The 18,150-nt window shown below is 69.2% G+C and carries 16 protein-coding genes and 2 pseudogenes; 11 read left to right on the top strand and 7 right to left on the bottom strand.

Features of this window, described 5'->3' with window-relative positions:
- Nucleotides 1-18 precede the first annotated feature (18 nt).
- On the bottom strand, nt 19-1,452 hold the full coding sequence (locus IEY95_RS10945; protein ID WP_189185742.1) for a sugar porter family MFS transporter: 1,434 nt from the start codon (nt 1,450-1,452) through the stop codon (nt 19-21).
- Between the two features lie 9 nt (nt 1,453-1,461).
- Nucleotides 1,462-2,412, bottom strand: coding sequence for a TIM barrel protein (locus IEY95_RS10940; RefSeq protein WP_189185741.1), 951 nt, complete (start codon nt 2,410-2,412; stop codon nt 1,462-1,464).
- A gap of 402 nt (nt 2,413-2,814) precedes the next feature.
- Between IEY95_RS10940 and IEY95_RS10935 the strand changes: the two genes are divergently transcribed.
- Nucleotides 2,815-3,816: a LacI family DNA-binding transcriptional regulator gene (locus IEY95_RS10935; protein WP_189186010.1), complete on the top strand. Its 1,002-nt coding sequence runs from the start codon at nt 2,815-2,817 to the stop codon at nt 3,814-3,816.
- Between the two features lie 19 nt (nt 3,817-3,835).
- Here IEY95_RS10935 and IEY95_RS10930 read toward each other — a convergent pair whose 3' ends face one another.
- The gene (locus IEY95_RS10930) at nt 3,836-4,840 is read right to left on the bottom strand and encodes a substrate-binding domain-containing protein (RefSeq protein WP_189185740.1); all 1,005 of its coding nucleotides are present in this window, start codon (nt 4,838-4,840) and stop codon (nt 3,836-3,838) included.
- Nucleotides 4,841-5,609: 769 nt separating this feature from the next.
- Here IEY95_RS10930 and IEY95_RS10925 point away from each other — a divergent pair.
- The 3 genes and pseudogenes from IEY95_RS10925 to IEY95_RS51035 all read left to right on the top strand — a co-directional run bounded on the left by IEY95_RS10925 (nt 5,610) and on the right by IEY95_RS51035 (nt 7,461).
- The gene (locus IEY95_RS10925; protein WP_229702809.1) at nt 5,610-6,782 is read left to right on the top strand and encodes an NAD(P)/FAD-dependent oxidoreductase; all 1,173 of its coding nucleotides are present in this window, start codon (nt 5,610-5,612) and stop codon (nt 6,780-6,782) included.
- A gap of 22 nt (nt 6,783-6,804) precedes the next feature.
- Nucleotides 6,805-7,058, top strand: a pseudogene (locus IEY95_RS51040) (2-oxoadipate dioxygenase/decarboxylase family protein).
- 16 nt (nt 7,059-7,074) lie between these two features.
- Nucleotides 7,075-7,461, top strand: coding sequence for a 2-oxoadipate dioxygenase/decarboxylase family protein (locus tag IEY95_RS51035; protein ID WP_444544762.1), 387 nt, complete (start codon nt 7,075-7,077; stop codon nt 7,459-7,461).
- On the opposite strand, the gene IEY95_RS10915 is transcribed toward IEY95_RS51035, so the two are convergent.
- The 3 genes from IEY95_RS10915 to IEY95_RS10900 all read right to left on the bottom strand — a co-directional run bounded on the left by IEY95_RS10915 (nt 7,428) and on the right by IEY95_RS10900 (nt 10,296).
- Entirely contained in the window at nt 7,428-7,904 is a 477-nt protein-coding gene (locus IEY95_RS10915) for an SRPBCC family protein (RefSeq protein WP_189185738.1), read from the bottom strand. The genes IEY95_RS51035 and IEY95_RS10915 overlap by 34 nt on opposite strands.
- 298 nt (nt 7,905-8,202) lie before the next feature.
- Nucleotides 8,203-9,489 carry an MFS transporter gene (locus tag IEY95_RS10905; RefSeq protein ID WP_189185737.1) on the bottom strand — a complete coding sequence of 429 codons (1,287 nt, stop codon included), beginning with the start codon at nt 9,487-9,489 and terminating at the stop codon, nt 8,203-8,205.
- A 9-nt stretch (nt 9,490-9,498) separates the two neighbouring features.
- Entirely contained in the window at nt 9,499-10,296 is a 798-nt protein-coding gene (locus IEY95_RS10900) for a GntR family transcriptional regulator (RefSeq protein ID WP_189185736.1), read from the bottom strand.
- 125 nt (nt 10,297-10,421) lie between these two features.
- On the opposite strand from IEY95_RS10900, the pseudogene IEY95_RS10895 reads away from it, so the two are divergent.
- From IEY95_RS10895 to IEY95_RS10885, 3 genes and pseudogenes are all read left to right on the top strand, one after another.
- Nucleotides 10,422-10,661, top strand: a pseudogene (locus tag IEY95_RS10895) (hypothetical protein); the annotation flags it as partial.
- A 26-nt stretch (nt 10,662-10,687) separates the two neighbouring features.
- Entirely contained in the window at nt 10,688-11,146 is a 459-nt protein-coding gene (locus IEY95_RS10890; protein ID WP_189185735.1) for a hypothetical protein, read from the top strand.
- 1 nt (nt 11,147) lies between these two features.
- Nucleotides 11,148-11,627 carry a pyridoxamine 5'-phosphate oxidase family protein gene (locus IEY95_RS10885; RefSeq protein WP_189185734.1) on the top strand — a complete coding sequence of 160 codons (480 nt, stop codon included), beginning with the start codon at nt 11,148-11,150 and terminating at the stop codon, nt 11,625-11,627.
- 369 nt (nt 11,628-11,996) lie between these two features.
- On the opposite strand, the gene IEY95_RS10880 is transcribed toward IEY95_RS10885, so the two are convergent.
- Nucleotides 11,997-13,706: an FAD-dependent oxidoreductase gene (locus tag IEY95_RS10880; protein WP_189185733.1), complete on the bottom strand. Its 1,710-nt coding sequence runs from the start codon at nt 13,704-13,706 to the stop codon at nt 11,997-11,999.
- Nucleotides 13,707-13,940: 234 nt separating this feature from the next.
- Here IEY95_RS10880 and IEY95_RS10875 point away from each other — a divergent pair, with 234 nt between their 5' ends.
- From IEY95_RS10875 to IEY95_RS10860, 4 genes are all read left to right on the top strand, one after another.
- Nucleotides 13,941-15,065 carry a SchA/CurD-like domain-containing protein gene (locus IEY95_RS10875; RefSeq protein WP_189185732.1) on the top strand — a complete coding sequence of 375 codons (1,125 nt, stop codon included), beginning with the start codon at nt 13,941-13,943 and terminating at the stop codon, nt 15,063-15,065.
- A gap of 71 nt (nt 15,066-15,136) precedes the next feature.
- Nucleotides 15,137-15,619, top strand: a complete 483-nt coding sequence (locus IEY95_RS10870; RefSeq protein WP_189185731.1) for a cupin domain-containing protein — start codon at nt 15,137-15,139, stop codon at nt 15,617-15,619.
- Nucleotides 15,616-16,884, top strand: coding sequence for a beta-ketoacyl-[acyl-carrier-protein] synthase family protein (locus IEY95_RS10865; RefSeq protein WP_189185730.1), 1,269 nt, complete (start codon nt 15,616-15,618; stop codon nt 16,882-16,884). Before IEY95_RS10870 ends, IEY95_RS10865 begins: the two co-directional genes overlap by 4 nt.
- A complete protein-coding gene (locus IEY95_RS10860; protein WP_189185729.1) occupies nt 16,881-18,128 on the top strand; it encodes a ketosynthase chain-length factor in 1,248 nt (415 codons plus the stop codon). Before IEY95_RS10865 ends, IEY95_RS10860 begins: the two co-directional genes overlap by 4 nt.
- Nucleotides 18,129-18,150 lie beyond the last annotated feature (22 nt).

Below are 18,150 nucleotides of genomic sequence, written 5' to 3'. Positions count from 1 at the left end.
ATTCCTTGAGAGAGCTGATCAGGAGAAACGCGCCCGGAGTTCGGCTTCGAGGGTTTCGAGGGTGCGGCCCTTGGTCTCGGGGACGTAGAGCTTGACGAAGGTGAGGGAGAAGATCCCCGCCACCACGAAGAGGAAGAAGGTGTTGGAGATCCCGATCCCGGAAACCAGGGACGGGAAGACCAGGCCGATCACAAAGTTGGTCAGCCACAGCACGACGGCCGCGACGCCCATGCCGAAGCCGCGCATCCGCATCGGGAAGATCTCCGAGAGCATCAGCCAGGTCACCGGCGAGATCGCGCCCTGCTGGAAGGCGAGGAAACTGATGGTCATGGCGAGTACCGCGTAGGCCCGGGCGTCACCCGAGGGCAGGGCCAGGGAGAAGACGCCGATCAGCAACAGGGCTACGGTAGTGCCGATCTGACCGGTCATCAGCATCGGGCGGCGGCTGACGCGGCCGAGCAGCCAGATGCCGACGAAGGTGGCCAGTACCGAGATCACGCCGTTGGCGATGTTCGCGGTGAGGGCGCTGTCGGCGGCGAAGCCGGCGTCGGTGAGGATCTGGGTGCCGTAGTACATGATCGTGTTGACGCCGGTGATCTGCTGCACGATGGCGATGCCGAAGCCGACGACCATCAGTTTGCGCACCCAGGGCGTGGCCCGCATGTCCCTCCAGCCGCCGAGCTTCTCCTGCTCGTCCTTGACGGCGAGCGCGCTCACCTCGCTGAGTTCGGCCTGCGCGCGGGCCTCGGACCTGACCTGCTTGAGCACCTCGAAGGCTTCGCCGAAGCGGCTCTGAGAGGCCAGCCAGCGCGGGCTCTCCGGCATCACCAGCATGCCGAACCACAGTACGACGGCCGGAATCGTCGCGATCACCAGCATGTAGCGCCAGACGCCGCCGGACTCGGCGCCCACGTCGGCGATGATCGCGTTGGAGGTGAAGGCCAGCAACTGCCCGCTGACGATCATGAGTTCGTTACGAGTGACCAGCGCGCCGCGCCGTTCTGGGGGCGAGATCTCCGCGAGGTACACCGGCACCGTCACCGATGCACCGCCGACCGCGAGGCCGAGCACGAACCGCGCCACCACCATCACCGCGGTGGTGGGTGCGAGCGTGCAGCCGACCGCGCCGATGAAGAACAGCACGGCCAGCAGGAGGATGTTGCGTCGCCTTCCACGCGCATCGGAGATCCGGCCGCCGGTGACCGCGCCGAGCGCGGCCCCCAGCAGGAGCGAGCTGGTGACCATGCCTTCCGTGACCGGGGTCAGGCCGAGGTCGTCGGTCATGTACGGCAGGGCGCCGTTGATGACACCGGTGTCGTAGCCGAAGAGGAGTCCGCCGAAGGTGGCGATGACGGTGATGCGCCGCAGCCGCCGCGACACCGCCGGGGGAGCGTCGTCGATGAGCGTGGAAGCGGTGGTGCGTGCCCGTACCGCGTCGTCCCTGACGTCCATGGCCGCCTCCTACCGGTTGTGGTTCGGGCGTCGGGTTCCGGTCAGGCCGCAGCCGGCCAGGTGCTCACGCGTGCGTACGGCGATGGGGAGCGGCACGTCGGGAGGGCACGGGTACAGGTCTTGCTCGACGATCACGAACAACTCGGCGTCCAGCTTGGCGAGTTCGGACACCACGGCGGCCGGGTTCGGCACGCCCGCGGGTGGGGAGACGCACACCCCGCGCTTGACTGCCTCACCGAACGACAGGTTCTCGGCGGCGACTTGGGCGAGCACGGAGGGGTCCATCTGCTTGATGTGGACGTAGCCGACGCGCTCGCCGAAGCGGCGGATCAGGTCGACGTTGTCGCCGCCGCCGTACGCCACATGCCCGGTGTCCAGGCAGAGGTTGGTGTAGCGGCTGTCGGACTCGTTGAGCAGCCGCTCGATCTCCGGCTGGGTCTGGAGGTGGCTGTCGGCGTGCGGATGGATCACCAGACGCACGTCGTACTCGTCGAGGAGCAGCTTGCCGAGCCGGTCGGCTGCCCGGCCGAAGCCCGCCCACTGCTCGGCGGTCAGCTCGGGCGACTCGGTGAAGGCGCCGGTCTTCTCGTCCCGGTACATGGGCGGTATGAGGACGAGGTGATGGGCGCCTGTGGCGGCGGTCAGCTCGGCCACCTGCCGGACGTGGGCGAGCATCTCGTCCCAGGCCTCGGGGCGGTGCAGGGCGCCGAAGGCGGTGCCGCCGGAGACCTGGAGCCCACGAGACCCCAGCTCCTCCTTGAGCCGCTGCGGGTCGGTGGGGAGATAGCCGTACGGGCCGAGTTCGAGCCACTGGTAGCCGGCCGCGACCAGCTCATCGAGGAAGCGGGTGTGCGGGACCTGGTGCTCGTCCTCGGGGAACCAGACGCCCCAGGAATCGGGGGCGGAGCCCAGGCAGAGGTTGCCCGCGGTGGTGCGGAGTGAGGATGGCGCCGTTGCCATGGCGTGTCCTTGGGGGAGAGGGGACAGGGGCGAAGTGGCTTTCATGCGGCGTGCGGCGACCGCAAGGGCGCCGGGGGCGTCGACCCGGACGGCCAGGGTCCGGCTCACGATGTCGGACGGCACGTCGTCACACCTCTCGCTGGAAGTCGTCGGGGTGGGCGGCCATGAGCCTCGCGGTCACTTCGGCCTCCGTCGGCATCGCGTCGGAGCGCGCCGCCGGGGAGCCGTCACGGAAGACTCGCTGTCGCGCACTACTAGCGCGCTCTAGTAGGAGTACGATGACCCCTGTCCAAATGTCATGTCAATAGCTTGTTGCCGGGAGATTTCGCGACCGCCCGCTAAGGTGGCCGCCGTTGGAGGGTGGGTTCACAGGTGGACGGATCGGGCAGGCAGCGGCCCACGATGGCGGACGTCGCCGAGAAGGCGGGCGTCTCCCGGGCGCTTGTCTCGATCGTGTTCCGCAACCAGCCGGGGGCCAGCGAGGAGACCCGGCGGCGGGTGCTGAGGGTCGCCGACGAGATCGGCTACCGCCCGGACAGCGCGGCTCGGCTGCTCGCGCGCGGCCGCAGTCGCACGCTCGGCGTGATGTTCACCGTGCACCAGACCTTCCACACGGACCTCATCGAAGGGATCTACCCCGAGGCCGAGCGGCTCGGCTACGACGTGCTGCTGTCCGCGGCGTCCCAGGGGCGCAGCGAGGCCAAGGCCGTCGAGGCGCTCCTCGGGCACCGCTGCGAGGCGCTGATCCTGCTCGGCCCCGACGCGGAGCCCGCGTACCTCGACGAGCTCGGACAGCGGACGGTCACCGTCTCGGTCGGCCGCCGCGTGCCGCGAGCCCGCGTGGACTTCGTGCACAGCGCCGAGGGCAAGGGTGTACGGCAGGCGATGGACTACCTGGTGGAGCTGGGCCACCGGCGGATCGTGCACATCGACGGCGGCCGGGGCCCCGGCTCGGCCGACCGCAGGCGCTCCTACCGGGCTGCGATGCGCCGACACGGCCTGGACGCCGAGGTGCGGGTCATTCCCGGCGAGCACGCGGAGCAGTCGGGCATCGAGACCGGCCGGCTGCTGCTGGCGGAGCGCGATCGGGGCCGGCCGCTGCCGACGGCGGTCCTCGCGGGCAACGACCGTTGCGCCATGGGCGTGTTGATAGCCATGACGAGGGCGGGAGTCGAGGTGCCGCGCGATCTGTCCGTCGTCGGCTACGACGACAGCCATCTCTCCCATCTGATGCCGATCGGCCTCACCACCGTCCGCCAGGACGCGGGGCTCATGGCGGAGCATGCGGTGCGGTTCGCCGTGGAGCGGTTGGAGAACCCGGGACTTGAGCCCAGGGAAGCCGTGTTGGACCCGAAGCTGGTGGTGCGGGGGACGAGCGGGCCGCCCCCGGTGGGGGCGGCCTGAGCGAGGGCGGTCCTCGCCGTCAGCGGGTGCCGTTGGCGGCGAACTTGGCGACGGTGTCGACGTTGTCCTTGGTGACGAACGCCGGGCCGGTGAGCACCGGGGCGCTACCGCCGCCGCTGAAGTTCCCGTTGGTCCTGTACAGCCACAGGGCGTCGACGGCGAGGTAGCCCTGGAGGTAGGGCTGCTGGTCGACCGCGAACTCCACCGACCCGTCCTGGACGGCGTTCACGAGGTCCTTGCTGAGGTCGAAGGTGGCGACCTTGGCCTTGCTGCTCGCGTCCTTCACCGACTGCACCGCGGTCAGGGCGAACGGCGCGCCTAGGGTGACCACCTGGTCGATGGTGGAGTCCTGCTGGAGCTTGGCGGTCAGTGTCGACTTCACGGAGGGCATGTCGGTGCCGTTGACGTAGAGCGTGTCCGTCTTGCCGTTGAAGCCCTTCTTCAGGCCCGCGCAGCGGGCCTGAAGCGCGACCTGGCCCTGCTCTTGGACGACGCAGAGAGCGTGCTTGGCGCCGAGATCGTTGAGCCGGCGGCCGAAGGCCTGGCCGGCGATGTTCTCGTCCTGGCCGAAGTACTCGAGCATCCCGAGCCGCTTCCAGTCGTCCAGGCCGGAGTTGAAGCCGACGACCGGGATGCCGGCTGCCTTGGCCTTGGCCGCCACCGCCTTCATGGCGTCGGGCTTGGCCGCGGTGAGCGCGATGCCGTCGACCTTCTGGTCGATGGCGTTCTGCACGAGGTTGGCCTGGTTGCCGGCGTTGGGGTCGCTGGAGTAGACGAGCTTGACGTTGTCCTTGGCGGCGGCGGCCTGGGCGCCCTTGCGGATCAGGTCCCAGAAGGTGTCGCCGGGGGCGGCGTGGGTGATGAGGGCCACGGTCATCCGGGGCGTGCTCGCCTTGCCGGCCGAGGCATTCGTGCCGCCTTCCTCGGACTTCTTGCCGCCGGAGCTGCTGGAGCAGCCGGCGGCGAACAGGGTGCCCACCAGGACGGTGGCGGCCACTCTGACGGCTCGGTGGTGAATGTGCATGTCCCTTGCACCTCGCTGTGCTCGTCGGGGTTCGTGTCAGGGGGAGGGGGCGGTCGGATGCAGGGGATCGCACCGTTGCCGCCGATGTCGTGGCTCCGGCGGTGTACCGGGATGCCGCACCGCGTCGTCACCGTGGCGTGAGGCCCCTGGCGACGGAGGGTGAAGGCGTGCTGGTTCCGGCGAGGCGGGCCGGCGGCCGACCGGTGCCCTGCGCGGATGGACGGAGCTCCGTGAAGGCGGTCATGGGTGCCGACCGCTTGGCGGGTTCCTCTTCTAGAGCGCTTTATTAGCGCGCTCTAGTAGCACGTACTATGCGGCCGCCCTCAAGGGATGTCAATCGGTTTGTCAGGACGTTCCAACAAAGTTCGGGGTGGTCGGCCCGTCGGCCGATCGGGCACGGCTCCGGGTCGTCGAACGGCGGCTGCTCGGCCGGGTCGGGTGCCTCTGCCTCCGGCGCGGGACGGAGATCCGGCCCCCTTCTCCGGAGCGCGCTGATGCCACTTCTTGCCCTGGCCGCCAGGGTCAGGAGCCCGCTCCCGCCCTCCTGCTCATGTCTGGGCCGGGCTCGGCGGGCGTCGGCCTGCGGAGGCCGCTGATGGACGTCAACGGTTGGGATGCTGCACGATGACGCACAGACAGATGATCGGCAGCGCTCTGTACTGACAGCCCCGCCGTCCCCTGGATGGGGGTCCCCCCCGCTCGAGCCGAGCCGCGAGTGGGGAGGACCCGTCAACATCCGGCGGGGTGGCCTCTGGAAGGGAGTGGCCCGTTGTCCTCCTCCGCCTTCCGCACCGTTCCGGCCTGTGCCGATGTTGTGATCATCGGTGGCGGCGTGATGGGTGCGAGCGCCGCTTTCCACCTCGCCGAGGCCGGGGTGACGAACATCGTCGTCGTCGAGCGCGGCGACCTCGGCCGCGGCAGCTCGGGCAAGCCGATCGGCGGCGTGCGCGCCCAGTTCTCCGATCCGCTCAACATCGAACTCGGTAGCCGCAGCCTGCGCGCCTACCAGGAGTTCCCCCACCGGCCCGGCGCCGACATCAAGCTGGACACCGTCGGCTACCTCTTCCTGCTCGACAGCGAACGGCAGGCGAGCGACTTCGAGACCAGCGTCGGCGTCCAGAACAGCCTGGACGTGCCGAGCCGGATGATCAGCCCCTCCGAGGCCCGGCGTCTGTGTCCCTACATCGGCACCGACGGCCTCGTGGCCGCCGCGTACTCCCCGGCCGACGGGCATGCCCGCCCCGCACTGGTCGTGCAGGGTTATGCGCAGGCGGCGGCTCGGGCCGGCGTCACCATCGCCACGCACACCGCGGTCTCCGGCATCGACACGGCCGGGGACCGCGTCACCGGTGTGCACACCAGCCACGGCCGCATCGCGTGCGGCACCGTCATCTGCACGGCAGGAGCCTGGTCGGCACAGATCGGCGACATGGCCGGCGTCCACCTTCCCGTCCGGCCCGTGAAGCGGCAGCTGGCGTTCACGGAGCCGCTCACGCCCCCCGCGCCACGCATCCCGTTCACCATCGATTTCTCCTCGACCGCCTACTTCCACAACAGCGACGACGGGCTGCTGTTCGGGCTGGCCGACCCCGACCAGGAAGACGGTTTCGATGTCACCTGGACCCCGGAATGGCTGGAGCGGTTCCGCACCGTCGCTCGCCATCGTGCCCCCGCACTGGCTGACATGAAGACCGTCGGCGGATGGGCCGGCCTGTACGAGGTCACACCGGACCACAACGCGTTGATCGGCCGTTCCGGCGAGCTGCCCAACTTCCTGTACGCCGCCGGGTTTTCCGGCCACGGCTTCCTCCAGGCGCCCGCGGTCGGCGAAGTCGTGCGCGACCTGTACCTGGAGCGCGAGCCGTTCACCGACATCTCCCCGCTCAGCGCCGAACGGTTCCACCACGGCGCCGCGATCCGTCCCGAAGCCCACGTGGTGTGAACCCAGATCGAAAGGCCGGACCATGTCGACGATCAGTCAGTGGCAGTTGCGAACCGCGTTCGCGGCGCGGCTGTCGGAGATGTACGGACAGGAGGTTCCCGCCTACCGCACGCTCGTGGACGTCTCGCGCGAGGTCAACGAGGACGCCCTGCGCGATCAAGGAGCCGATGCCGAACGGCTGGGTCCATCAGCCGGGTGACCGCCGAGCGGCACGGAGCCATCCGCGTCGGCACACCTCAGGAACTGGAGCAGGTCGCCCGCGTCTTCGCGGCCTGAACTCGCCACCGACGGCCTGGCCTACTTCACCTACCGGCCCAGCCCCGGCCGGAAGCGCGACGGCAGCAGGCCGCCCACCACCATCAGCGAACTGGTACGGCAGGGCTGGGTGCGCGTCGAGCCCATCGTCTACGAGGACTTCCTGCCCCGCTCCGCCGCCGGCATCTTCCAGTCCAACCTGAGCGGCGAGGGCACCCGCCACAACGACCAGGAGGGCACCGCCTACGACGCCGCCTGGCTATCGGGCGCCATCGGCCGCGACGTACTGGATCCCTTCGCGCTCTACTGCTACTCGGAGGCCGGGCCGTCCATCACGAGCGACTGCTGCACCGACTCGGCATCCGACCGAGCGTGTGGTCCGACGTGCACTCACCCGCTCCGGGTGTCCTGTGGGGTGCCGTGAGGGCTTGCGCCATGCTCGCGCACCGCGATCCGGGCCAGCTTCGTCAGCATCATGCCGTTGCGGATCGCGACGAAGTAGTCGACGGGCAGTCCGTGCATCCGGGTGCCAGGGCCCCGGAGGGGGTGCCAGTCGAGGACGAAGAGAGTGTTCTCGCCCCAGGGGATCAGGGTCATGGCGATCCGGGCCGCGCCGAAGGGGTCCGCCTTCGCCTCAAGTTCCAGACGGCGCTGCGGATCGCAGATGCGGACCACGCAGGTGTCGTCCAGGGCCAGGGGGCCGACGCCGACTCGGACGCGCAGACGGGCGCCCACGTCTGGCCAGTGCGGGTCCGCGGCGAGAACCTGCTGGGTTCCCGTCACCCATTCCCCGTAGCGGTGACCGTCGGCCAGCAGGCTCCAGACCTCGGACGGCGAGCTCAGGATCAGACGGCGGTTCCGGGCCACGCCGACCACGCTCCTTCCGGACGAGCACGGTGTCAGGCACGGAACGCCTCGTGAGCTGCGCATCGTGCTCTTCGACACTAGCCACGCGGTACCCGTCGAGCATCCGCCTGCTCGTCCGATCGGATGAGGACGGCGACCGTACTCGCCACCCCGGTCAGCCGCGGGCCGCCTGGCCCGCGTCGCCGTGGACCTGCCGAGTGCCCGCTGATCACCCCGGCCTTCGACGGCCTGGTCGGGCTCGGTGTCGCCGCCGGATACAACCGGGCGATCCAGGAACGGTTTCGCGGAGTGTCCGGCCTCATTCCGAAGACACGATCTCGTGATTACTGTGTTCGGGCTCGGGGTCCTTTTCCTTGGGTAATTCGCGCATGGTTCGAAGTGGTGACAGGAAGTTTGGGAGGACGCTCAGCGTCATGCCGACTGCACCGATCCACAAGGTGACTGTTGCTCCAAAAACAGAGCCCGAGGCTCCACCCAAAAGCCCGCCCAGAGGAATGCCACCCCAGGACACGAATCGGGCTGTCGCACTCATCCGGCCCAGGAGTCGATCCGGTGTGAGGGCCTGTTGGAAGCTTGCCTGAGTCACAAAGCGGACCACTCCACCCAGTGAGAGAGCCGCGAGTCCGATCGCGGCCACATTCACGCTCCAACCCGGTCGCGCCAACGGCATCAGGACTGTCAGCGGGCAGGTGACAAGTGGCGCGAGCCAGATGACCGGGCCTTGTCCGACCCGCTTCGAGACCCTGGTTGCCGACAGCGCGCCCAGCAAGGCACCACAGCCCATTCCGGACAGAACGAGGCCGATACCGAAGGACTGGAGGCCTATCTCCCTCTCCAAGAAGACCAGCAACATGGTTTGGTACATGACCAGGAAGAGGTTGAATATCGCATCGCCCAGCATGATGGCGCGTAGGGCGGAATGCTTGAGAACGAACGTCAATCCCTCCTTGATCTCTCGACCCAGTTGAGGGCGCTCACTCGGCTCTGGCTTCTGTTCGCGTTTGCGGATACTGATCGCGAGCAGACCCGATGCAGCCATCCCGACCGAACTCGCCAAAAGCGTTGCAGGGGCGCCGACCAGACCGATCAGTGGCCCTGCTGCCGCCGGCCCGCTGATGCTGGTCACCGAGCGTATTGCCGAGAGCTTTGAGTTTCCTTCAACAAGGTTGCCGCGTCCCACCACGTGCGGCAGATAGCTGACGTACGCCACATCGAAGAAGACGGTCAGCACTCCGTGGACCAATGCGACTGCGTAAAGCCACCAGATCGTCAGAAGGTCCGCCCACCATGCCGTCGGTATGGTCAAGAGGACAAATGCCCGCACAAGATCGGTACTTATCATCACCGATCGCTTCCGCATGCGGTCCACCCACGCGCCCGCCGGTAGCCCGACCAGGAGCGAGCCCCCCGTGGTCATCGCGGTCAGTAGTCCGACCTGAAACTCGTCAGCATTCAATGCCACGATCGCGACCAGGGGCAACGCCAGAAAGATGATGCGATCGCCCAGCTGGCCGAGCGCGGTGGCGGCAAACAAACGCCCGAAGTCCGGATCGCGTGAGAGTCCGAGCCGGGAGGGTGCTGACACTCGAGTCACCTACTGTCGGTTGGAAGGTCGCTCTGTTGATGTCAACGGTTGCGGAATGTCGACCCCGAACTCGTAGACCACTTCCCGCCGCACGTCCGGAATGACGATGTCGGCGGTTTCCACCGGCCGTTCGTCGGTGTCGTAGATGGTCCGCTCGATCTGGAGCACGAGGTCACCGACGCTGATCCCCAGGAGGTTCGCCTGTGCCTGGGTGGCACGAGCCGGGCGCGGCAGCTCGACGACGGTCTCGATGACCACGCCGATCGAGCGCATGCGCTCGACCACCCCCTTTCCCGCCAGGGGTCCCATCTCGGGCAGCACGATCGGCGTTCCATCCGTGATGGCCATCGGCTCCCAGGAGTCGGAAAGCTGGACGGGTTGCCCGTCGGCGAGGAACTCGTAGTGCGTGTTGACGCAGAGGTCTCCGGGGCTGATGGCGAGCCGCTCGGCGATTTCCTCACGGGCGGGGACGCGTGCCCGACTGTGCGAATCCCAGGCGTCGGCTTTGCCCCGTTCCCTCATACCGGCGCGGGAGGGAGAGCCACCCCGGCGTTCACGGTGCCGCGAGCGGATCAGCCGCAGGCGCTCGCGCGGCATGCGGACAAAGGTGCCCGAGCCGGCGCGCCCTTCGAGGAGACCGTCGATGATCAAACGGTCCATGGCCCTCTGCAGGACGTTGCGCCCGACCCCGTACTCCTCGGCGAGCCGCGCCCGGGACGGCAGGCGGTCCCCGATCTCCCACTCTCCCGCGAGAATCCGTGCGCGCAGCGCGTCGGCTACTGCAAGGTACGGCGCCTCTCGGGGCATGGGCGACTCTCCGGTTGTTCTGCTGTACGGCAGCCGCTGATTCCAGGCGGCGTTGGCAAGCTACTGCACCAGGTGAAAGCTGCTGGAGTAGAAATACGCTCGGCGCTCGTGCGCCCACAGAGGTTCGCGGCAGCGTGCCCGCGATCGCCCGCCGCGGCACCCGGCACGGAACCGGGCTGGGCACCTACCGCTGAATGCTCGAACGGACCTTCGCCTGGTTGCACGGCTTCCAGCTCCTGAGCATCCGATGGGAACGCCGAGCGGACATCCACGAAGCGTTACAAGCTGAGCACCTGTTCTCGAACGTCGTGGCGGGATCGATGAGTTTCCCTTGCCGCTGTCGTCCTCACTCCGACAAGGGGTGATGGTGGACGACGAGGAGGTACCCGCGATGGATGCACCGGCACGGCAGGAAGCCCGGGAGAGGTTGGACGTTCTGGTCGGAGAGTGGGTGGTGGAGGCAGACTTTCCCGGTCTGGCCGCGCCCGTCGCACGCAGCGTGTTCGAGTGGAGCCTGGACGGACAATTCCTGGTCCAGCGCAGCGAGGTCCCGATCGTCGAGGCCCCGGACAGCCTGGCGATCGTCGCGGTCGACCCGGAGACGGGCGAGTACACACAGCACTACTTCGACTCGCGGGGCGTCGTCCGGCTGTACGCGATGAGCTTCACCGACGGGGTGTGGCGGTTGCTGCGCGAGAAACCGGACTTTTCGCCACTGGCGTTCCGGCAGCGGTTCACCGGGCGGCTCAGCGACGACGGCAACACCATCCATGGCATCTGGGAGATCTCGCACGACGGATCGAGCACGTGGGACCAGGACTTCACCCTCACCTACCGCAGGAGCCGGTGAGATGAACCCCGGTGGATCATCCGGATCAGCTGCCGAAATCGCTCGCGGCATCGTCGACGCGAGCCTGTACATGGTGCTCGCCACGGCCGACCGAAGCGGACGCCCGTGGAGTTCTCCGGTCTACTTCGCTCACCTGGAGTGTCGCGAGTTCTTCTGGGTCTCCTCGCCGGAGGCCGCACATTCGCGCAACATCGCGCTGCGACCCCAGGTGGGCATCGTGGTCTTCGACTCGTCGGTACTGATCGGCACCGGACAAGGTGTGTACATGCCCGCCGTCGCCGCACCAGTGGACGACCCGGGGATGGCGCACGCCATCGCAGTCTTCTCCCGTCGCTCGGTCACACACGGCGGTCGGGTGTGGACAGCTGACGATGTGCGAGGCGTCTCCGGACTCCGCCTGTATCGTGCGGTGCCTGAAGGCCACTCGATCCTGGCCAAGGACGGCCGGCCGGATCACCGCATCCCGGTCGAGCTCACCTGACGCCGCCAGTACGGGCCGTCCGGGTCGGCCTACCCGGCTGTCACCCCGGGTTCGCGCGGCAGACCCAGCACTTTCTCCGCGAGGATGTTCCGCTGTCCCGTGCGACGCGTTGATCTGCGAACCCCTGCGTACCCCCGTCGGCGGCTACGGCGGCGTCTTCCGCGATGTGAGGGCGGCCGAACTCGCGCTTCGGCGGGGCGGACGTGCTCGACTGCCGTTCGCGAGGTGCGGCTGCCCGAGGGCCGGAGCGCGGCCACCCGCACCTTCCCGCCGCGCCTGGCGCAGATCATCGCCAGGCGACGGACCCGGCGCCGGCGCGCTCGGCACGGGGCGCCGGGAGTCCGCCGCTTCAGGGCCCGGCTCGGGTGGTCAGCCCCGGTCCAGGACCGCCATGAGGGCCTGTTCCAAGGCCGTTTTCGGGTCCGCCGACGGCCCTTCCGACCGCCACGCGACGAACCCGTCGGGGCGGACCAGCACCGCACCGTCCGCGGTGACGCCGTGGACCTCCGCCCAGTCCGTGTCGCTCGCGGGGGACAGCTCCGCGTCAGGCCCGCTGCCGATCCGGTACGAGTCGAGGGGCATGGCCAGCTGTTGCGCGACGCCCTTCGCCGCGGAGTGCCACCCACCGGCGCCGTCCGCGGAACTCAGGAGCACCATGGACCGCTCGTACAGGTCGAGGGTGGAGACCCGGGTGCCGGAGCGGTTCAGCCACATGTGGGGCGCCCTGCTCCCGGGCTCGCCGATCAGCCGCATGCCCTCCGGCACGAGGGGCATCGTCTGGTCGGCGCCCAGGACCGCGCCCCGCGGATAGCGGTAGCACAGCGCCACGTTGAGGACTCCGTTCTTCCCGCCGGGACCGCCGGGGCCGCCGCGGCCGCCAGGACCGCCGGGACCGCCGCGGCCGCCAGGCCCACCGACGCCGGGGCCGGGGGTGTACCCGGGGTGGCTGTGCTCGACCGAACGTGAGGAAGCGCGGGCGCTGGTCGCCTCCGCGACCGGCCGACGCTCGGCGTCGTAGGACCTCAGCAACCCGGGACCGGCCCAGCCGCCCAGCACGGCGGCCAGCTTCCAGGCGAGGTTGTGCCCGTCCTGGATACCGGTGTTGGAGCCGAACGCCCCGGTGGGGGACATCTCGTGGGCCGAGTCCCCGGCGAGGAACACCCTGCCGTCCGCGTACCGTTCGGCTACCCGCTCGGCGGCGTGCCAGGCAGCTCTGCCGGTGATCTCCACATCGAGATCCGGCACTCCCACGGCCCGCCGGATGTGCTCCACGCACCGCTCGTCGGTGAACTCCTCCAGGGCCTCGCCGTGTTCGGGGTGCCAGGGGGCGTGGAACACCCAGTGCTTCTTGTTGTCGACCGGCAGGAGCGCCCCGTCGGCCTCCGGATTGGTCAGGTAGCAGCAGATGAAGCGCCGGTCACCGACGACGTCCGCGAGGCCGCGGGAGGTGAACGTGAGGCTCACGTTGTGGAACAGGTCGCCCGGTCCGGTCTGCCCGATGCCGAGCCGCTCGCGGATGGGGCTGCGCGGACCGTCCGCGGCGACGAGATAGTCCGCGCGGATGGTGGTGTGCTCGCCGGTGTCGCGGCTCTTGACCTGTGCGGTCACCCCGTCGGCATCCTGATCGAACGACAACAGCTCCGTGGAGAAGCGCAGATCGCCGCCCAGCTCCCGCGCGCACTCCAGCAGCACCGGCTCGAGGTCGTTCTGGCTGCACAGACACCACGCGCTGGGGCTGAAGCGCGCGAGCCCGCCACCGGGGTCGATCTCCTTGAAGAGCCACTCGCCGGCATCGCCCACCAGGGTGGGCGTCTGCATGATGCCGTGGTTTTCCGCCAGGATCGAAGCGGCCTCCTGGATGCGCTGCTGAGCCCCCGCCACCCGGAACAACTCCATGGTGCGCACGTTGTTTCCACGTCCGCGCGGATGGATCGACGTACCCGAGTGACGCTCGACGAGGATGTGCGGCACGCCGAGACGTCCCAGGAACAGAGAGGTGGACAGGCCCACCAGAGAGCCGCCGACGATGAGGACGGGCGTGTGGTGACCGACCTCGCCGGCCTCTTCCGATCGGTTCATTGAATGCCTCCAGCGTCACCTGCGAGGTGAGTCAGGGATGGGATGCAGTTTCCATGCCCTGTGCTGACCGGTTCGCTCGCTCGGGGCACCCGGATGGCACGCGGTTCACTCGTCCGCACCGTGGGGCTCGCGCACTTGGGAGGTCCCGTCAACGATCGGCTCATGGCGACCCCGGCCTTTCGGGACACGGCGGTCGTTCCTGACCTTCCGTAATGAAGAGGAGAGGTGTGCCGGATGACCACCACGGGACGTATATCGCAGTCGGCGTTCGACGGTTCCAGACTGCGGGTGATCCTGCTGCTCGATCTGTACGAAGGAGCCCAGCAGCAGTTCCTCGACGCGTATGAGCACATGCGCAATCAGGTCGCGTCGGTTCCCGGTCACCTCAGTGACCAGCTCTGCCAGTCGATCGAGAACCCTTCGCAGTGGCTCATCACCAGCGAGTGGGAGAGCGCTCCGCCCTTCCTGGCCTGGGTGAACAGCGAAGAGCACGTTGAGACGGTCCGGCCGATGCACGACTGTGTCCGGGACACTCGGTCGATGCGCTACAGCATCCTCCGGGAGACCAGCCCGGCTCAGCCGCACACGTCGGAGTCGGCGAAGGCGAGCAGGCAGGTGGAGGCCCGCGTGGGTGACGGTGTGGCACGCCACGCTCTCACTTTCACCGTCAAGCCGGGCTCCGAGTCGAAGGTCGCCGAGATCCTGGCCGGGTACAGGTCACCCCAGGCCCAGGTGGACGACACCACGCGGCTTCGCCGTACTTCGCTGTTCATGCACGGCAACCGCGTCGTGCGGGCGGTGGAGGTGGAGGGCGACCTGCTCGCGGCGCTGCGCCACGTCGCGCGTCAGCCCGAGGTGCGAGCGGTCGAGGAGGCCATCAACCCGTACCTGGAGCAGGAGCGGGACCTGACCGACGACGGTTCCGCGCGGGTCTTCTTCACCCGGGCGGCGCTGCCGGCCGTGCACCACGTGGTGGCCGGTCGGCCGGAACCGGCCGACCTGCGGCGGCACGCGCTGTACTACCCGGCCAAGCGGGGCTGCGGGATGGAGCTGGCCCGGCTGCTCGCCCACCAGGACGAGGCCGCGGCCGACGACCCGAAGAGCCCGGTGTACGGAAGCACCGTCTTCCAGCGCGACGACACCGTGGTGCGCCTCGTCGACATGGTGGGCGAACTCGACGCGGACCCCGTCGCCTCGCTGGGCCTCAAGGGTCCCAAGAAGGCCGCGGAGCTGGAGCGCCTGCTCGACGGTGCCGCGATCGGCGTCGAGGGCTCCCTGGAGACGGAACGCAACATCAACCGCCTCCTGTCGCACGCCGACATGATGCCCATCACCGACCGCAGCTCGGCGGGTTCCTGACGGAACGGCCGCGGGCCCCGGCCCGCGGCCGCTCCACCCGGACGTCACTGCCACACCCGGAGGTATCAACCATGATCAAGCAGCATCCACGCATCGTGGACCTGAGCGAGACGGAACCCAACCGCAGGCGCGGAGGTGACATCCGGGCCATGCTCACGCCCGCCACGGCGGGTTCCACCAGCGGCTTCATGGGCCTGGCCATCATCCAGCCCGGCGAGCGCATCGGCGAGCACTACCACCCGTACTCCGAGGAGTTCGTGTACGTCGTCGCGGGCGCGCTCGAGGTCGACCTGGACGACGAACCGCACGCGCTCAAGCCCGATCAGGGTCTCTTGATCCCGATCAACATGCGGCACCGTTTCCGCAATGTCGGCGACACGGAAGCCCGCATGGTCTTCCACCTGGGCCCGCTCGCCCCGCGTCCGAGCCTCGGCCACGTGGACACGGAGGGCAACGACGACGCCGTACCGAGCCGTGAGTTCGCCACCGCGGGGTCGGACCTGTCCGCGCCGGACCACGGACAGCCGTCCGAGCGAAGTGGGGCCATAAAGTGACCCGGCGGGTGGCCGTCACCGGTATCGGTGTGGTCGCTCCGGGCGGCACCGGGGCGACGGCGTTCTGGGACTTGCTCTCCAATGGCCGCACCGCGACCCGCGGCATCACGCTGTTCGATCCGGCGGGCCTGCGCTCGCGGATAGCCGCCGAATGCGATTTCGACCCGCTCGCGCACGGTCTGGACCCCGAGCTGCGCGACCACGCCGACCGGTACATACAGTTCGCCGTGGTCGCCGCCGGAGAAGCCGTACGCGACTCAGGCCTCGACTCCGGCCGGGAAGACCCCTGGCGCGTCGCAGTCTCGCTGGGCAGCGCGGTCGGCGGCACCACCCGCCTGGAACACGACTACGTCCAGGTCAGTGAGCACGGTCGGCGGTGGGACGTGGACCACCGCGCGGCCGATCCGAAACTGCACCTGGCGTTCGCGCCCAGCACGCTCGCCTCGGTGGTCGCCGAGCAGTTCGGCGCCCAGGGCCCGGTGCAGACCGTCTCCACCGGCTGCACCTCCGGACTCGACGCGGTCGGCTACGCCTTCCAAACCATCGAAGAGGGCCGGGCCGACGTCTGCATAGCCGGGGCCTCGGACTCGCCGATATCCCCGATCACCATGGCCTGCTTCGACGCCATCAAGGCGACGTCGCCCAACAACGACGATCCCGAGCACGCCTCCCGGCCGTTCGACGCCAACCGCAACGGCTTCGTCATGGGCGAGGGCGCGGCGGTGCTGGTCCTCGAGGAGTACGAGCACGCCCGAGCCCGTGGCGCGGAGATCTACTGCGAGATCAGCGGGTACGCGACCTACGGCAACGCGTACCACATGACCGGTCTGACCAGCGAGGGGCTGGAGATGGCCAGGGCGATCGACACCACGCTCGACCAGGCCCGCCTCGACCCCACACTGATCGACTACGTCAACGCGCACGGCTCGGGCACCCGGCAGAACGACCGGCACGAGACGGCCGCGGTCAAGCGGTCCCTGGGTGACCATGCCTACGAGACGCCCATGAGCTCCATCAAATCCATGGTGGGGCACTCGCTGGGCGCGATCGGCGCGATCGAGGTCGTCGCCTGCGTCCTCGCCCTGCAGCACCAAGTGGTGCCGCCGACGGCGAACTACGAGACTCCCGACCCCGAGTGCGACCTGGACTACGTGCCGCGCACCGCACGCCCGCGGAAGCTGAGGAACGTGCTGTCCGTCGGCAGCGGATTCGGCGGTTTCCAGTCCGCGGTGCTCCTGACCGGGCCGGATGGGAGGACACGATGAGCACTCAGCGCCCCCGGCGCGCGGCCATCACCGGAATCGGTGTGATCGCGCCCAATGGATTGCGCGCCGACGCCTACTGGAAGTCCGTCAAAGAAGGTCTCGGCGTTCTGGACCGGATCACCCGTGAGGGATGCGATCATCTGCCGCTCCGTGTCGCGGGCGAGGTCCGGGCCTTCGACGCCGCCGATCTCATCGAGGAGCGCTTCCTCGTCCAGACCGACCGTTTCAGCCACTTCGCGATGGCGGCGACCGTCCTCGCCCTCGACGACGCCGGGCTCGGCAGCGGTGACCCCGCGGAGCCCTACGACATCGGAGTGGTCACCGCCGCCGGATCCGGCGGCGGCGAGTTCGGGCAGCGGGAACTGCAGAAGCTCTGGGGACAGGGATCCCGCTTCGTCGGCCCGTACCAGTCCATCGCCTGGTTCTACGCCGCCAGCACCGGACAGATCTCCATTCGGGGCGGCTTCAAGGGGCCGTGCGGAGTGGTCGCCAGTGACGAGGCGGGTGGCCTCGACGCCATCGCGCACGCGGCCCGGGGAGTACGGCGCGGAACCGGCGCGCTGCTCGTCGGAGCCGCCGAGGCGCCCCTCGCCCCGTACTCGATGGTGTGTCAGCTCGGCTACCCCGAGCTGAGCACCGTCGAGGAGCCCGATCGCGCCTACCGCCCGTTCACCGCGGGAGCCTGCGGCTTCGTGCCCGCAGAGGGCGGTGCCATGCTCGTCGTGGAGGACGAGAACCGTGCCCGCGACCGCGGAGCGGCCGTCCGGGCCATGGTGGCCGGCCATTCCGCCACGTTCACGGGTGCCTCCCGATGGGAGCGGTCCAGAGAGGGGCTCGCCCACGCGATCCGGGGCGCCCTCGACGAGGCCGGCTGCGCCCCGGAGGAGATCGACGTGGTGTTCGCCGACGCCCTGGGCGTACCGGAGGCGGACCGCGCCGAAGCGCTGGCCATCGCCGACGCGCTGGGGGCGCACGGTACCCGCGTACCCGTCACGGCACCCAAGACCGGGATGGGGCGGGCCTACTGCGGGGCGCCCGTGCTGGACACCGCGGCCGCGGTGCTCGCCATGGAACACGGCCAAGTACCCCCCACTCCGAACGTGTTCGACATCTGCCACGACCTCGACCTGGTGATGTCGCGCGCTCGTCCCGCCGAACTGCACACGGCCCTGGTCCTCAGCAGGGGACTGATGGGCTCCAACGCGGCGCTGGTCGTGCGCCGCGGCGGCGACTCCGCCCGGTAGGACCGGGCGGGAAGGAGAACAA

Origin of the sequence: Streptomyces albiflavescens (genome assembly GCF_014645835.1) — a bacterium.
GTDB classification, from domain to species: domain Bacteria; phylum Actinomycetota; class Actinomycetes; order Streptomycetales; family Streptomycetaceae; genus Streptomyces; species Streptomyces albiflavescens.
Note: the sequence above shows the minus strand (reverse complement) of the source record. Positions and strands in the feature narration are given on the sequence as shown.

What these genes read in the sequence shown, in the direction of transcription:
- IEY95_RS10900 (WP_189185736.1), bottom strand. Translation starts at nt 10,296, where the DNA reads ATGCCCCGAGAGGCGCCGTACCTTGCAGTAGCCGACGCGCTGCGCGCA.
- IEY95_RS10935 (WP_189186010.1), top strand. Translation starts at nt 2,815, where the DNA reads ATGGCGGACGTCGCCGAGAAGGCGGGCGTCTCCCGGGCGCTTGTCTCG.
- IEY95_RS10885 (WP_189185734.1), top strand. Translation starts at nt 11,148, where the DNA reads ATGAACCCCGGTGGATCATCCGGATCAGCTGCCGAAATCGCTCGCGGC.
- IEY95_RS10930 (WP_189185740.1), bottom strand. Translation starts at nt 4,840, where the DNA reads ATGCACATTCACCACCGAGCCGTCAGAGTGGCCGCCACCGTCCTGGTG.
- IEY95_RS10870 (WP_189185731.1), top strand. Translation starts at nt 15,137, where the DNA reads ATGATCAAGCAGCATCCACGCATCGTGGACCTGAGCGAGACGGAACCC.
- IEY95_RS10940 (WP_189185741.1), bottom strand. Translation starts at nt 2,412, where the DNA reads ATGGCAACGGCGCCATCCTCACTCCGCACCACCGCGGGCAACCTCTGC.
- IEY95_RS10880 (WP_189185733.1), bottom strand. Translation starts at nt 13,706, where the DNA reads ATGAACCGATCGGAAGAGGCCGGCGAGGTCGGTCACCACACGCCCGTC.
- IEY95_RS10875 (WP_189185732.1), top strand. Translation starts at nt 13,941, where the DNA reads ATGACCACCACGGGACGTATATCGCAGTCGGCGTTCGACGGTTCCAGA.
- IEY95_RS10890 (WP_189185735.1), top strand. Translation starts at nt 10,688, where the DNA reads ATGGATGCACCGGCACGGCAGGAAGCCCGGGAGAGGTTGGACGTTCTG.
- IEY95_RS10860 (WP_189185729.1), top strand. Translation starts at nt 16,881, where the DNA reads ATGAGCACTCAGCGCCCCCGGCGCGCGGCCATCACCGGAATCGGTGTG.
- IEY95_RS10945 (WP_189185742.1), bottom strand. Translation starts at nt 1,452, where the DNA reads ATGGACGTCAGGGACGACGCGGTACGGGCACGCACCACCGCTTCCACG.